The organism is Bradyrhizobium sp. SZCCHNR1017, from assembly GCF_032381375.1.
Classification (GTDB): domain Bacteria; phylum Pseudomonadota; class Alphaproteobacteria; order Rhizobiales; family Xanthobacteraceae; genus Bradyrhizobium.
Map to the genome: position 1 here is coordinate 198,995 of NZ_JAUHIR010000002.1, position 15,441 is coordinate 214,435.

A 15,441-nucleotide genomic window follows, 5' to 3' on the forward strand; every position below is an offset into this window, starting at 1 on the left:
GAAACGGGCTGCTATTGACGTGGCGGTTTGCGGTGCTGTTTTGGCAGCTTCAATTGCCAGCGGCCGTTGATGCGTTCGACAGAGGCCGGGAATGGCTTCATCTCGGTGCCGACCTTGAAGGTGGCGATGACCTTGACGCGGTCGTCGCCGTCCCAGCCGTCGAACTCGTAGAAGGTGTAGTCGTCGTCAGGGGTGAGATAGGACCAGCCCCCCAGCTTGAGGTCGAACGGCGCGGCAACGATCTCCATCCCGTTGCCGCAGCCGGAGGGACCTTCGCTGGAGCAGACCGAAAACAGCCAGCGGCGGCTTGGCGAGGCGTGCGGCGGCGAATGGATCTTGGTCTCGATGACGCGATTGAGCCACAGCAGCATCCATTGCACGCCTTCCCAATAGCCGATCTCGATCAGCAGGAGTTCGTGCTCCGGAAAGTAGCCGACGAGCTTGTACTCGACCGAGTCGTCCTCATGTCCGGGTAGGTCATCCGGAAGTCGGGTCACGTAGCTTCTGGTGGAACCATCCTTGAATGTGATTTCCAGCGACTTGCCGTTGCGCCTGACGACATCGTTCAACTGAGCGAGGCAGGCCTGCTCGTCGCGGTCGAGGTCGGCCTTGCCGGTGTCTCCTTTGCAGCGGCCGTCTTGTGAAGGATGCTCCGATATCGCGTAGGGGATGTCGGCCGAGGCCGCGGCCGGACCAATCGTGGTTGCCAGCGCGACAAGAAGCAAAACGAAGATGCATTGCATTTTATTGATCCAGCGTTGCCGCTTTGGGTTCAAAGCAGCGCTGGTGCGTGCGGTCAACCTTGGATCGGATCGCCTGTCGGCTTCTTGCGCGCGGGCAGCGTCATCGCGATCACACCAATGAGGACACAGGTGAGGCCGATCCAGGCGGTCGGCGCGAGGTGCTCGCCGAGCCCGGCCACGGCGATCGCAACGCCGATCGGCACCCGCAGATAGGATTGCGCGGTGGCGCCGATCGAGCCGAGCGTCTGCACCAGGCGGAAATAGATCACCATCGCGGCCGCAGTCGAGACGGTCGCGAGCGCGACCAGCGCCAGCACCGAGCGCAGTGACGGTGCCAGCGTCCACGGATGGTCGACGACCAGCGCAAGCGGGATCAGCACCGCGGCGCCCGACAGCAGCGATCCCGCGGCCGGCAACATCGGATCGAGTCCCTTGAAGCTCTTTCCCATGATCGCCGCACCGGCATAGCAGATGGTGGCGGCGACGATCGCAATCTGCGCCCACAGCTCGCGGCCAAGCCCGCCCAGCGCCTCGGTGCCGACGATGAGGCAGGTGCCGGCGAGTCCGGCGGCGACGCCGACCAGCTTGCGCAGGGTGACAGGCTCGTGGTGCGTCACCAGCGCGGTCAGCAGGAAGGTGAAGATCGGCGAGGTCGCGTTGAGGATCGTCGCAAGACCCGCCTCGACGGTGCGCTCGGCCCAGGCGATCAGCGTGAATGGCACGACGCTGTTGAGACCGGCCTGGATCACGAAGCGACGCCAAATCGTCCGGTCACGCGGCCAAGCGAGGCCGCGGCTGCGGATGATCGCGGCCAGCAGCAGCCCCGCAATCAGCGTGCGCGCGGCGATCAGGGTCAGCGGCGGAATGGTTTCGACGCCGATCTTGATGAAGGTGTATGAGGCGCCCCACAAGGTGGACAGAACGAGCAGGAGGGCGAATTCTGTCGTGAGATCGGAGCGGCTCTGCATGGTGCCTCGCGGGCGGGAGAATGGCTTCTCCTAGCCGGGCGGCGGCGCGTGATGTTTCGATACGGGGCGAACTGTTCGTGGAAGGAAGCCGAAGCCATTCCGATCGGTGCATAGCGTCCCTGGATCGCTTCGCTGGCGCTCGCGATGACGGAGCCTGTGGGGCCGGCGATGTCAGCCACACCCGTCATTGCGAGCGGAGCGCGGAGCGAAGCAATCCAGACTGGCGATCCGATGAAGATCCTGGATTGCTTCGTCGCCTACGGCTCCTCGCAATGACGCTCGTTGCGAGCTTGCGCGGTCGCTCCGATCAGTTCGCCGGCATGCTCTTCTCGACCAGCTTCACCCAGTACGATGCGCCGGCGCTGAGGATGTTGTCGTTGAAGCGGTAGGCCGGGTGGTGGCATTCGTTGCCGGGGCCCATGCCGAGGAACACGAAGGCGCCCGGGCGCGCCTCCAGCATGAACGCGAAATCCTCGCCGCCCATCAGCGGAATGGCGCGGTCGTTGACACGCTCAGCGCCGGCGACGTCGCGGGCGACGTCGGCGGCGAAAGCCGCCTGCGCAGGGTGATTCATCGTCACCGGATATTTGCGCTCGTAGATCGCCTCGGCCGAGCCGCCATAGGCGCGCGCGGTGGCCTCGGCGACCTCGACGATGCGCCTCTCGACGAGATCGCGGATCTCCGGATCGAGCGTGCGCACGGTGCCCAGCATCTCGACCGTCTCGGGGATCACGTTGAAGGTGGTGCCGCCATGGATCGAGCACACCGAGATCACCGCCGACTTCAACGGATCGACGTTGCGGGCGACGATCGACTGCAGCGCGTTGACGATCTGCGAGGCGATCAGGATGCTGTCGACCGCCCGGTGCGGGCCGGCGCCGCCATGGCCGCCCTTGCCGGTGACCTTGATGTGGATCGCATCAGCCGAGGCCAGCATCGCGCCGGGCGAGATTTCGAAATGGCCTTCGGGCACGCCCGGCATGTTGTGCATGCCGTAGACCTCCTGGATGCCCCAGCGCGTCATCAGCCCGTCATCGACCATCGCCTTGCCGCCGGCGCCGCCTTCCTCGGCCGGCTGGAAGATGACGATGGCGGTGCCGTCGAAATTGCGGGTCTCGGCGAGATATTTCGCAGCGCCCAGCAGCATCGCGGTGTGGCCGTCGTGGCCGCAGGCGTGCATCAGGCCCGGCGTCTTCGAGGCGTAGGGAACGCCAGAGGTTTCCTCGATCGGGAGCGCATCCATGTCGGCGCGCAGGCCGATGGTCCTGCCGGAGGCCGACTTGCGGCCGCGGATCACGCCGACCACGCCGGTGCGGCCGATGCCCGTCACCACCTCGTCGCAGCCGAATGCGCGCAGCTTGTCTGCGACGATGCCGGCGGTGCGATGCACCTCGTACAGCAGCTCGGGATGTTCGTGGAAGTCGTGGCGCCAAGCGGCCATTTCGTCGGAGAGCGCGGCGATGCTGTTGAGGATGGGCATGAGGACCGGATGACTCGCTGAAGTGGATCGGGACGCTGCAGTGGATGCGGCCAAGCCAGCCGGCAGCACCGCGCGGTGACCGACTATGACCCGGTCAAAAAAGCCAGGCAAGTTGCCGCCGGCCATGGCGCCATGCGCGGATGCGCGGTCACCTCGACGGACCACGCCGGGCGTTCCGGATTGCGGAACGGGAGTCAGGTGAGCGGGGCGGGGGCCGGCACGCGGGGATATTTGCGCTCGGGTGGTACCTCCAGGCGGAAGGCCCGCAGCTTCGGCTCGTCCCACGCCGCCAATGGCGTGCCGCAGACGCCGCAGTCGAACCGCCCGGCAGCGCCAACGGCGGAGGTCGATTCCGCGATCTCGTAGGCGGCACGGCAATGGGGACACGTCACGCTGGATATCTTCATGAGATCACGCTCCCAAACAGCTCGACCAGACGCCTTGAACCAGATCAATGCGGTCCATGAACCGACGTCACCGCGTCCGGTCGTCACGCCTCCTCGGCCTGCCATGGCGTCGGCGCCTTGGTGAAGGCGCGCCACGCCTCGCGCAACGGCTCCTCCACGCCGGCCATGGCATGCGACTGCCAGCCGGTGATCGCGGCGGCCGCGATCGCCGCCTCGGTGGAGGTGGTGCCGAGGGTCTCGATCACGCCGGCGGTGACCGCCATGTCGTTGTAGTGGCCAAGCTGCTCCTGGAAGCCGGCGAGCGTCCTGGCATATTTCTTCGCCGATTTGCTCGCGCCGTAGAGCGGCAGCAGGAAGTCGATGCTGTAGCGCAGCTTCTTCAGCGCGAGACGCAGCCGGTGGCGCCGCTCGGCCGACAGCTTCTTGAAGCGGCGGCCGCGCTTGAGCACCTTCTGGTGGCGCTCCGACAGGACAGGCCCGGCAAAATCGATCGCGGGCGCCGCGAGGCGTCGGAGATCGTCGGGGGAGACGTCGTTGCGCCAGCCGCGGGTCTCGGTCCATTCGCCGAGGCCGAGCACGAAAGCGGCGCAGCGGCGCTCGGCAAGCGCGATGCGCAGCGTGCGATAGGCGAGATCGCGGCGCCGCTCGGCGAGCGCCCGGAGCGAGTCGAAGCCTGCAACAGTGGGGCAGGCCTCGGCGATCTCGGGCAGCGTATCGGTTAGGAACACGTCGAGGTCGCGCGCCGCCGAGAGGCTCTGTGCCAGCCAGCGCGCATCCGCCTCGAGACCGTCGAGCGTCGCCGAGGTCCCGAGCGGCCGCATCAGGTGCAACGCGGCGCGCAGGCGGCGCAGCGCCACCCGCAACTGATGCACGCCTTCCGTATCGCGTCCGTCCTCTGCCGCAGGCATGGCCTGCAGCAGATGATGCAGGCTGCCGCGCAGGACGAGGGCGAAGCTCTCGTCGAGAGACACCGCCGGATCGAGGCGCAGCTTGGGCGGCTTTTCGGCCCCCGGCGCTGCGCCGGCTGCGAGGTCGAAACCGCGCGCGGATTTGCTGCGGATCGAAGGTCTGATCGGTCCGTGATCGGCGATGCGCTGTGCGATCTCGTAGATGGCGGCGGGGTTGCCGCTCTTGAGCTCCAGCTCGATCTCGCTCACGATCTCACGGTGCTCGCCGGCCTTGATGACACCGCTGTCGAACGCGATCTCGATCGTCGCGCCGGGCACGTCGAGCATGCGCGCGTGACGATGCACGTCGGCCGTGAACACCGCCTCGAGCGTTGCCTCGGCCAGCGCGGAGCGAAGCTCCTCCGGCAGCAGCGCGGCCGCCAGCACCGGATCGGGCGCCAGCGAGCTGACGCTGGCCTCCCACTCTCCGCGCTTGAGCGGGTCGTCGCTGTGCTGCTCTTTCACGGTCTGCACGAAGCGCGAGCCGCTCTGGCGCACCCGCAAGGTGAAGCCGTTCTTCCACAGCATGCGCTTCGGCGTGTCGTAGTAGACCGATGTCAGATGCTTGCGCGAGCCCTTGTTGCGCGCATGCGCGGTGACGACCGGTGCGTTGTTGAAGCCGGCGAGTCGATCGGGCGCGACGAGCAGTTTCAGCTCGATCTCGTGGCCGCTGCCGGCCGCCGGATCCGGCAAGGACGGCGCCGCGACCTCCACGACAGGCGCTGCGGCATCCTCCTGCGTGACCGCGTGGTCGGCAAGGTGCTGCGCAGTCAAGCGATCGGCGGCGCCACCGGGATCGCTGCTCGCCGACTCACCAATCTCCCGCACGCCGACCGCATGGCCACTGCCGTGGATCGACGCCGGTGCGTTCGAATCGGGCATGTGTCGATTCTGTAACCGTTTAATGACAGTCATCTCTCGTATAGCTGCAGCCGGCACAAAGGGACAGTGGCATTTCTCGCAGGCCGTCGACGATGCGCGACGCGCCAGAGCTTACCGGTCGCATTTTTTGTTGCTGCTTCAATGACAAGTGCTCGCGCTTCCGGCCGGCAGGTGCTCACGAAGATATGTCCGTCGCAGCCGCAATGCACCGTCGTGCGGCGGCGCCGCCACAGGCGGAACTTCAGATCGAGCCGGTGAGCATGAAACGCGTGGCGATGAAGACGGCGGCTGCGGTGGTCGCAATGCTCGCGGCGGCCACGAGGCCGCGGCCGCGACGCGCCAGCGCGCGGGAGCGCTCGCGCGGATCCTGCGCTGGATCGAAGGATGCGCGCCGGCTGCGCCGGTGGCGTACCGCCTGCACCCAGAAGGCAAGCGCCGCGATGCCGGTTACCACTGCAAATACGGTTGTCACGCCTGCGGCAAAGCCGAGATCGACACCGACGCTTTCCAGCATCGCCCGCAGATGCACAGCTAAGCGGGCCAGGAGAGTTGCGGCATAGTCGGCTGCTGCGGCGCCGGTGTAGAGCAGAACGGCAGTCCAGACCACCGCAGCCATCGCAATCAGGATCGACACCAGCACGGCGAGGCCGTCGCCTGCCATGAAGCCGATCGAGGCGGCGATCAGCGCCAGCGCCGGCATCACGTTGCCCATCGGGATCGGCAGGATGATGGTGACCGCCATCAGAAGCAGCGGCAGCGCGAGCAGCATCCGCGCCGGCCGGCCGGTCAGCCAGACCAGCCGGTCCTCGCGCAGGCCGCGTTCGGCATAGCCCGCCCAGTCGAGACCGGCGCGGATGATCTTGCGCAGCAGCCGCTGCGGCACCGGCCGGCGGCGCAACTGTTCGGGCAGCCATAGCCGCTCGGCGCCGAACAGGATCTGCAGCGCGACCAGCGCGACAAACGTGCCGAACACCATGCCGAATGGGCCCGGCAACGGGATCAGCGCCGGCAGGGTCAGCAGCAGCAGAGTCAGGCCAAGACCTTCCGATTCCAGCCGGTCGAACAACTCGCCGATCGACGGCTCCTCGGACCGCACCGTACGGGCGATCGCGAGCAGCCGGCGGCTGATCGGCCCGTTGTGACGGCGCGGCGCCGAGGAGTCCTCGTCGTCGGATGCGACATCATTCACTGCCACGCAGCAACCTCTTGTCCTTTGACCTGCCTCACTTCGTCGGCTCGACCGCAGGCCGCGTCTTCCACAGCGAATAGGCGATGCCGGCGCCGAGCAGACCGAACGTGATGCCGAGCGAAATCGCGGGCGGAAACTTCTCGAGCCCGAGCAGGTCGGCCAGGAAGATCTTCGAGCCGATGAAGATCAGCACCGCCGCCAGCGCCAGCTTGAGATACTGGAAGCGATCCACCATCGCGGCAAGCGCGAAATAGAGCGCGCGCAGGCCGAGGATCGCGAAGATGTTCGACGTGTAGACCACGAAGGGGTCGGTCGAGATCGCGAAGATCGCGGGCACCGAGTCGACCGCGAAGATGACGTCGGCAAACTCGATCAGGATCAGCGCCAGGAACAGCGGCGTCATGAACCAGGTCGGCTTGCCGCGCGCATCAGGCTGGCGCACGAAGAAGCGCTCTTCGTGCAGGCGGTCGGTGACGTCGAAGCGGCGGCGCACCCAGGCCAGCGCCGGGTTGGCGCCGATGTCGTGCGGCGTGTCCTTGAACACCAGCATCTTGATGCCGGTCGCGACCAGGAACAGCGCGAACAGATAGAGTACCCAACTCGCCTGGGCGACGATCGCGGCGCCCAAGCCGATCATGATCGCGCGCAGCACGATGACGCCGACGATGCCCCAGAACAGCACGCGGTGCTGATAGGCGCGCGGGATCGAGAAGTAGCTGAAGATCATGGCGATGACGAAGACGTTGTCCATCGCCAGCGCCTTCTCGATCGTGAACGCGGTGAGATAGGCGGTGCCGGCCTCGGCGCCGATTTGCCACCACACCCAGGCGCCGAAGGCGAGGGCGAGCATGATGTAGATGCCGCTCATGACGAGGCTCTCGCGCACCGAGATCTCGCGCGTCTTGCGATGGAGGATGCCGAGATCGAAGACGAGGAGGGCGAGCACGATTGCGAGGAAGGCGAGCCACATCCAGACGGGCTTGCCGGCAAACGCGATGAGCAGGAATTCCACGACGGGTCCCTCTTTCAAGCCGGTGAGATTGATGTCAGGTCCGACATCGTGAGCGCACCGGCAGCTTCACCAGAGGGGCCCGGACCAGGGGTAGGCGACGGACGTATGTGTCTGCCGAGTGGTTTTCAAGAGCCTGCGGTTTTCAAGAGCCCGCCGTTCGCATCTGCGTTCGGCAAGATGAACGGCGAGGTGCGACAGAGTGTCTGCTGCCCGGCGGCCGTCTTGCGGCCGGGCGGCGGTGAACTAATTCCAGAGGGCCGGAGATCCGGGCCCCTCTGATAGTCCGTGAGACTATGATGTCGGACTCTCTTTCATGACCGCTGCCGCTGGCGGTATTGCGCACTTCGGGCGCTATTGAGGAGTTTGACGAGATGCGGCCCCACGCGTCGCTTGTTGCTATCGGGCCTTGCGGCTCTCGCCCCCACATCACCATCCCAACAATCGTTACCCCGCTGAAACCTCCCGGCATCGCCTGGATGGGCGGCGGTGATCGTGATGGAACCGGAGCGCCTGCTCGCCACTTTGTATGGAACCTGTGCGCTGGAGCGCGCTGGCATTTTGTGTACGGGAGACAATCGTGACCACGGGGGGTGACCAGGTATCGATCGCGAAGGCGCCGCCGTCGCGCCCGGCCGTGGCAACGCGCCGCCTCTTGATGATCATCAATCGCGGCAGCCGCTCCGGCGGCGAGGCGGCCGGCGTTGCCGTGTCGCGGCTGAGCGCAGTCGGCTATGATCTCGTGATCTCGGCGCCGCATAGTCCGCGCGAGGTGGCGCCGTGGATCGAAGCCCATGCCGACGATGCGGAGGCGGTCGTCGTCGCCGGGGGGGACGGCAGCCTGAACGCGGCTGCGCCTGCACTGCTCAAGACCGGCCTGCCGCTGGGCATCATTCCGGCTGGCACCGCCAATGACCTTGCCCGCACGCTTGGCCTGCCGCCGGATATGGAGGCCGCGGTCGATGTGATTGCGGCCGGCCATCGCCGCCGGATCGATCTCGGCGAGGTCAACGGGCACCCGTTCTTCAACGTCGCCAGCCTCGGCTTGAGCGCCGACCTCGCGCGGCAGCTGACCAAGGAAACCAAGCGGAGGTTCGGCCGGCTCGGCTATGCGCTCACGGCGCTGAAGGTGCTGACCAATGCACGGCCGTTCCGCGCGATGATCGTATCGTCCGACGGCGCGGTGCGGGTGAAGACGCTCCAGATCGCGGTCGGCAATGGCCGCTACTACGGCGGCGGCATGGCGGTCGATCACCGCGCCGAGATCGACGATTCCCATCTCGATCTGTATTCGCTGGAGATCGGCCGCATCTGGAAGCTGCTGGCGATGGCCTATGACTTCCGCAAGGGCCGCCACGGCCTGTGGCAGGAGGTGCGGGCCTCGCGTGATACATCGTTCGAGATCCGCACGCGCCGTCCGCGCCGGATCAATGCCGATGGCGAGCTCGTCACCTTCACGCCGGCGCGCTTCTCCGTGCTGCCGCGTGCGGTCACGGTGTTCGTGCCCGAGGACGCAGCGCAGGACCGCACCTGACGCGCGGCCGCTTGATCCGCCGTTCGCGGACACTCGATTTCGACTGATCACCCGATTGAGAGACCCATGACCAAGCAGACCCGCTTCAATCTCTGGTACGCGATCGTCGCGATCTTCGTCGCGATGATGATCCACAATGCGTGGACGAGCTATCGCCAGGTCGCCGTTATTCCCTACAGTCAATTCCAGGACCTGCTCGCAGCCGGCAAGGTGAAGGAGGTCGGCGTCTCCGAGAACTACCTGGAAGGCACACTGAAGGAGCCGCTGCCCAGCGGCCAGTCGCGCTTCGCGACGACGCGCGTCGACCAGGAGTTCGCCAAGGAGCTCAGCAAGGCCAACGTCACCTTCACCGGTCGCGTCGAGAGCAACATCCTCGGCGACATCCTCTCGCTGGTGATGCCGATCGCGCTGTTCTTCGGCGTCTGGTACTGGCTGTCGCGCCGGATGATGGGTGGCGCCGGCGGGCTCGGCGGCGGCCTGATGCAGATCGGCAAGAGCAAGGCCAAGGTCTACGTCGAATCCAACACGGGCGTCCGCTTCGACGACGTTGCCGGCGTCGACGAGGCCAAGGACGAACTGCGCGAGATCGTCTCGTTCCTGAAGGATCCGAAATCCTATGGCCGTCTCGGCGGCCGCATGCCCAAGGGCGTGCTGCTGGTCGGCCCGCCCGGCACCGGCAAGACGCTGCTCGCCAAGGCGGTCGCGGGCGAGGCCGGCGTGCCATTCTTCTCGATCTCGGGCTCGGAATTCGTCGAGATGTTCGTCGGCGTCGGTGCCGCGCGCGTGCGCGACCTGTTCGAGCAGGCCCGCGCCAAGGCGCCCGCGATCATCTTCATCGACGAGCTCGATGCGCTCGGCCGCGCCCGCGGCATGGGCCCGTTCGCCGGCGGCCATGACGAGAAGGAGCAGACTCTGAACCAGTTGCTGGTCGAGCTCGATGGCTTCGATTCCTCGACCGGCCTCGTGCTGCTGGCAGCGACCAACCGGCCGGAGATTCTCGATCCGGCGCTGCTGCGGGCCGGCCGCTTCGACCGCCAGGTGCTGGTCGACCGGCCCGACAAGCCGGGTCGCATCCAGATCCTGCAGGTGCATCTGAAGAAGGCCAAGCTCGCCGCCGACGTCGATCCGGAGAAGGTCGCGGCGCTGACGCCCGGCTTCACCGGCGCCGATCTCGCCAACCTCGTCAACGAGGCGACCTTGCTGGCGACGCGGCGCGGCGGCGACGAGGTCACGCTCGATGATTTCAACAATGCGATCGAGCGCATCGTCGCCGGATTGGAGAAGCGCAACCGGCTGCTCAATCCGAAGGAGCGCGAGATCGTCGCCTATCACGAGATGGGGCATGCGATCGTCGCGATGAGCCTGCCGGGCACCGATCCCGTGCACAAGGTGTCGATCATCCCGCGCGGCGTCGGCGCGCTCGGCTACACCATCCAGCGCCCGACGGAAGATCGCTTCCTGATGACGCGCGAGGAGCTCGAGAACAAGATGGCGGTGCTGCTCGGCGGCCGCGCCGCGGAGCTCGTGGTCTACGGCCATCTGTCGACGGGCGCCGCCGACGATCTGCGCCGCGTCACCGACATCGCGCGCTCGATGGTGACCCGCTACGGCATGTCGGAGCAACTGGGCTCGGTCGCCTATGAGCGCGACAACCAGTCGTTTCTTGCGCCGGGCGTCTCACGCAGCGCCGAGTATGGCGAGGCCGCAGGGGATGCGATCGACGCCGAGGTGCGTGCGATCGTGACGAACGCGCTGGAGCGCACCCGCAAGCTGCTGCAGGACAAGCGCGACGTGCTGGAGCGCGCGGCGCGCCGCCTGCTGGTCAAGGAGACGCTCGACGAGAGCGAGCTCGCCGCCCTGCTGAAGCAGGACCAGCGCGCCGGCGATCTCGTTGTGGCAGCGAAGCCGATATAGTTGTCGAGTCGGGGAGCAAAGGCGCGGCCGTGCGGTCTCCACGATCGGGATTGTGTAGCGCCGTGCCCATCGTCTTGGCAATGAGCTCGCCGCACGACGATGGGCACGCTGCCGGCTGACGGCGGCTGCTTTGCCCACCCTACGGCGGCCACGCTCACCGCCGCGGCCACATCCGGGCCAGCGCCTCGTCCTTCTTGACAAACGCGTGCCAGAGCGTGGCCGCAATGTGCAGGCCGACCACGAGATAGACCAGATAGGCCAGCGTATCATGCGTGATCTCGCCGGCATGGGCGATCGTCCTGTCGCCGGCGAACAGGCGCGGCCAGCTGAAGGTCCCGAAATAACGCAGCGAATAGCCGCCGGCCGACGAGAACATGTAGCCGGTGACGGGCATGATCAGCAGCAGCGCATAGAGCGCCCAATGATTGAGCTGCGACAGCGCGCAGACCATCGGTCCGAACGTGGCCGGAGCGGCCGGCGCCATGGTGCGAGCCCGCACGATCACGCGGAGAATGGCCAGCATAAACAGCGTGACGCCGAGCGATTTGTGAACCTCCAGCAGCTCCCGCCGCGGCGACGTCCCGGCCGGCTGAAGGCCGCAATACAGCCCGATCAGCATCGCTGCGATGAACAGCAGGGCGGTCGCCCAATGAATCCATCGCAGCAGGGGATCGTAGCTCGCGATCGTCTCGGGCATGTCGGGCTCGTCAGTGGTGAATTCCGGCGACCTGCTTAGTCGCGGATCTGACCTCTGTCGAAGGATCAGAGGTCGACGACGAGATGTCGGACAACCGCACAAAGGCATCTGCTGATCATTTTTGAGTGATTCCATGCGTGCCGCTCTGTCAGTCGCGCCTCGATAAGCCGTCCCCCGTTCGATGACTGCATTGGATCAAGCGACGATGTTGCCTTGCGGATGACGGGCGGTGCTGAGAACTGAGCGGGTGGTCCTGCGGGCTCGCGCAGGGATTGTGCCTTGATTTTCCTGCAATTGCGGACCAATCTCCCTGCCGGCATTCTGGTCGGGGGGCCTCGTGTCCAATCCTGTTGCAAAGAACATCGTGCTGTTGTCGGACGGGACCGGCAACAGCGCCAAGGCCGTGTTCAAGACCAATGTCTGGCGCCTGTTCCAGCTGCTGGACCTGCGCGATCCGCGCCGGCAAGTCGCCTTTTATGACGATGGCGTCGGAACGTCCTCCTTCAAGCTGTTCGCAGCCCTCGGCGGCATCTTCGGCTTCGGCCTGAAGCGGAATGTGATTGCGATCTACAGCTTCTGCTGTCGCAACTACAAGCCGGGCGACCGCATCTACTGCTTCGGGTTCAGCCGCGGTGCCTTCACCATCCGTATCGTGGCGGCAATGATCGCGGGGCAGGGGCTCGTCGCCTACGACGACAATGAAGCCGATCTCGCCCGGTTCGCCGCAGACGCCTATCGCCGCTATCGGCGTCGCTACAATAGCGGAATTCTCAGATATCTCGGCAAGATCGGCCTGGACCTGCGCGGAGTGCGCGACTGGGGAATCAGAACGCTGCGCAGAGTGCAGGGCGTGGCGCTGCAGGCTCCGCCAGCAGTCGAGGTCGAGAGCGTGCATTTCGTCGGCATTTGGGACACCGTTGACGCCTACGGCGGGCCGATCGAGGAGATGACGCGCGCCATTGACTATTGGATCTGGCCGCTGTCGATGCCGGACCAGTTCATGAATTCCAAGATCCATCGCGCTTGCCACGCCCTCGCGATCGAGGAGGAGCGTGACGCCTTCCGCCCGGTGATCTGGGATGAGCGCTATGTGTGGGGACGGGACGAGGCTGTTTCAGGCCGCAGTGACAAGAAGGACTGGCTGTTCGGCATCGACCACGATCCGCGCAGTGCGGCTGCGAAACTGGCCGAGCCGCCGCCGCATCTGCGCACCGATCTGCCGCCACGTGACCGCGAGCGCATCAGCCAGGTGTGGTTTACCGGCGTGCATTCCGACATCGGCGGCGGCTATCCGCAGGATGGCCTTTCCTATGTGACGCTCGATTGGATGCTCGACCGCGCCCAGGCCTATGGTCTCGTCTATCTCGACGGGCGGCGCAGGCTCCTCTACGATCCCGAGATCGATCCGCTCGACACGCTGAACGACTCGCGCAAGGGGCTTGCGGCCTACTACCGCTACAAGCCGCGCAATCTGCGCGAGATCTATGACGCGCCGCCCTACAAGCTATCGCTCCGGTACGATGTCAGTCGCATCAAGTGGCTGCTTCATTCGCCGTTCAAGGCCCAGACCGGGCTTCTTGCTGACGATCTGCATCCGAGCCTGCCGCAGCCACCTCTGCCGCCGGTGAAGCCGACGATCCACCGCACCGTGTTCGAACGCATTGGGTCGGGTCCCGATCACTATGCACCGGTGGTCGTACCCGCCGCTTACCGCGTCACGGATGAGACCGATACGCCGGTCGATGCGCTGCATCCGCTCGATCACGGGCACGCGCGGACGCGGGTGCAGGACGATGTCTGGAATTGGGTCTGGCTGCGCCGCGTGGTCTATTTCGCCACCATGTTCGCGCTGCTGTTCGTCGCGGCGATCCCATATTTCGTCATCTATTGGCCGCGCGTGCTTTATGAGCCCTTGCATGGGCTGGTAAATCCGCTGGTCAACGGAGCGGCAGCCTTCTTGCCCAAATTTCTCGACCCATGGTTCGTCGCGTTTCGGGATTCGCCGGGTTTGCTGGTGGTTGGTGTGGCCGCTGCGCTCGGCTTGACGGCGTGGGGCACCTCACTGCAGCGAACGATCCGCGACGCCGCACGCATCGCCTGGAACGATCCATCCCGGCACAAGCCGGTGACCGGCTGGCGCGCGACGGTTTATTCGCTGCGACGCCAGGGCTGGTATGTTGCCGGTTTCTATCTGCTGAAAACGTGGATCTTCCCGTTCGCCATCATGTTCTGGCTGTTCTGGTGGCTGGGGTTCGGCGCGGCCAATACGGCCGGGCTGTTCTGCAAGGAGACGCTGAGGCCGATCGAGGTCGAGGAGACAGAGATCGGCGCATACCCTGGTGGAAGCATCCGGCCAGTATTCGAGACGCGTCACCATTGCTATCCGACAGCGCTGACCGTGGCGCAGGGCGAGACCTATCAGATCGTGCTCGACGTCGGGGAGGCATGGAGCGACGGCGGCATCCCTGCGACTCCGGCCGGCTTCGGTTACGGCACCTGGACCCAATTGCCTGGGATACCCTTCAAGCGGCTGATCTGGTCGAACTGGTTCGCACCGATCGTGCGGGTGGGCAGCACCGGGCTGGAGGAGCATCTCCCGGCTTTCCAGCAGGAAACGCCCGGCAGCAGCCGCTGGACAGCCAGGTTCACGGCCCGCAGCGATGGGGAGGTGTTCGTCTACGTCAACGACACGTCCATCATGCTTCCTTGGCTGCTGTTGTATCGATTCTACTTCAACAACAAGGGCAACGCGGTCGTCTCGTTGAAGAAGCTGTAGCTGCAAGCGCTGCCAGGTCTGGCACTTGTCGAGCGTGACGTCGTCACGCTTCAGATGCTGCGCGGCACGGGCTGGTGTTGGCGTCGGGGCTGGGTAGGATACAGGCATTGATCGACTGCGAAGAGTACCATGACCCGACGAAGCTGGACAGGATGGACCGCACGCTTGGCGCTCGCCGCCGTCACGCTCGCCGGTGCCAGCGCCCATGCCGCCGAGCGGACGATGTCCTGGGACAGCGGCTGCCGTTTCACGGTCCGGTACGATCCCGCCAAGCACGACGAGACGCGGCTGCGCAACACCGTCCGTCTGCTGTTTGGCCCGTCCGATTTCGACTCGCCGGGCACGTTGCCGGCATTCGACCCGAAGGCGGTCGCGGCGCTCGACGCCGACAAGATCGACCGCGCCTGCAAGGCCACGCTCGACGCTGCCGCGCGGCTGGAGTTCATCGCGCTGCCCGGTGTCGACGACTACCGCCGCGCCAGGGTGGCGGAGCTGAAGGACAGTTGCGATTTCGACCTGGCGCAGACCCGCGGATTCAAGACGCCCGCGGCGCTGCGCGACTACCAGCCTGCCGCCGCCTGTGCAAAGTTCGTCGACGCGATCGAGGGCAAGACCGACCTGCAGCAGATGTTTCGCCAGACCGTCGACAAGGGCTGTGCCGACAACGCCAGTCCGAAGGCCTGCGTCGCTCGCTACGCCGCCGAAGCGCAGAAGCCGGACGGCCAGGAGCGCATGCGGATCTATCTGGTCAATTTCGGCTGGAGCAATTGCGCTATCAACTACAACCTCCGCAACACCGGCGAGAAGAAGATGGAGGCGATGCGGAGCGCGCTCGAGACCCAGTTCCGGAAGATGTTCAAGGTCAAGCAGGACAAGTGCGAGGAGGCGGACTGAG

The 15,441-nt window shown here is 65.9% G+C and carries 12 protein-coding genes; 4 read left to right on the forward strand and 8 right to left on the reverse strand.

Going from position 1 to position 15,441, the window contains the following annotated elements; all coding sequences use genetic code 11:
- Positions 1-11 precede the first annotated feature (11 nt).
- The 7 genes from QW863_RS06505 to QW863_RS06535 all read right to left on the reverse strand — a co-directional run bounded on the left by QW863_RS06505 (position 12) and on the right by QW863_RS06535 (position 7,628).
- A complete protein-coding gene (locus QW863_RS06505) occupies positions 12-743 on the reverse strand; it encodes a hypothetical protein (protein ID WP_315714805.1) in 732 nt (243 codons plus the stop codon).
- A 53-nt stretch (positions 744-796) separates the two neighbouring features.
- Positions 797-1,711, reverse strand: a complete 915-nt coding sequence (locus tag QW863_RS06510; protein WP_315714804.1) for a DMT family transporter — start codon at positions 1,709-1,711, stop codon at positions 797-799.
- A 307-nt stretch (positions 1,712-2,018) separates the two neighbouring features.
- Complete coding sequence (locus QW863_RS06515) at positions 2,019-3,191, reverse strand: M20 aminoacylase family protein (protein ID WP_315714803.1); 1,173 nt, start codon at positions 3,189-3,191, stop codon at positions 2,019-2,021.
- A 194-nt stretch (positions 3,192-3,385) separates the two neighbouring features.
- A complete protein-coding gene (locus QW863_RS06520) occupies positions 3,386-3,598 on the reverse strand; it encodes an MJ0042-type zinc finger domain-containing protein (protein WP_315714802.1) in 213 nt (70 codons plus the stop codon).
- A gap of 83 nt (positions 3,599-3,681) precedes the next feature.
- Positions 3,682-5,427, reverse strand: coding sequence for a CHAD domain-containing protein (locus QW863_RS06525; RefSeq protein WP_315714983.1), 1,746 nt, complete (start codon positions 5,425-5,427; stop codon positions 3,682-3,684).
- Positions 5,428-5,668: 241 nt separating this feature from the next.
- A complete protein-coding gene (locus QW863_RS06530) occupies positions 5,669-6,622 on the reverse strand; it encodes an exopolysaccharide biosynthesis protein (protein WP_315714801.1) in 954 nt (317 codons plus the stop codon).
- A gap of 28 nt (positions 6,623-6,650) precedes the next feature.
- A complete protein-coding gene (locus QW863_RS06535) occupies positions 6,651-7,628 on the reverse strand; it encodes a TerC family protein (RefSeq protein WP_315714800.1) in 978 nt (325 codons plus the stop codon).
- A 577-nt stretch (positions 7,629-8,205) separates the two neighbouring features.
- Between QW863_RS06535 and QW863_RS06540 the strand changes: the two genes are divergently transcribed.
- Positions 8,206-9,159 (forward strand): lipid kinase, encoded by a 954-nt coding sequence (locus QW863_RS06540; RefSeq protein WP_315714799.1) that lies wholly within the window; start codon positions 8,206-8,208, stop codon positions 9,157-9,159.
- 66 nt (positions 9,160-9,225) lie between these two features.
- On the forward strand, positions 9,226-11,073 hold the full coding sequence (gene ftsH / locus QW863_RS06545) for an ATP-dependent zinc metalloprotease FtsH (RefSeq protein WP_315714798.1): 1,848 nt from the start codon (positions 9,226-9,228) through the stop codon (positions 11,071-11,073).
- Positions 11,074-11,227: 154 nt separating this feature from the next.
- Here the strand turns inward: ftsH and QW863_RS06550 are convergent, their stop codons facing one another.
- Complete coding sequence (locus QW863_RS06550) at positions 11,228-11,770, reverse strand: cytochrome b (RefSeq protein ID WP_315714797.1); 543 nt, start codon at positions 11,768-11,770, stop codon at positions 11,228-11,230.
- Positions 11,771-12,107: 337 nt separating this feature from the next.
- On the opposite strand from QW863_RS06550, the gene QW863_RS06555 reads away from it, so the two are divergent.
- Positions 12,108-14,546, forward strand: a complete 2,439-nt coding sequence (locus QW863_RS06555; RefSeq protein WP_315714796.1) for a DUF2235 domain-containing protein — start codon at positions 12,108-12,110, stop codon at positions 14,544-14,546.
- A gap of 129 nt (positions 14,547-14,675) precedes the next feature.
- The gene (locus QW863_RS06560; RefSeq protein WP_315714795.1) at positions 14,676-15,440 is read left to right on the forward strand and encodes a hypothetical protein; all 765 of its coding nucleotides are present in this window, start codon (positions 14,676-14,678) and stop codon (positions 15,438-15,440) included.
- The last annotated feature ends 1 nt before the right edge of the window (position 15,441 follow it).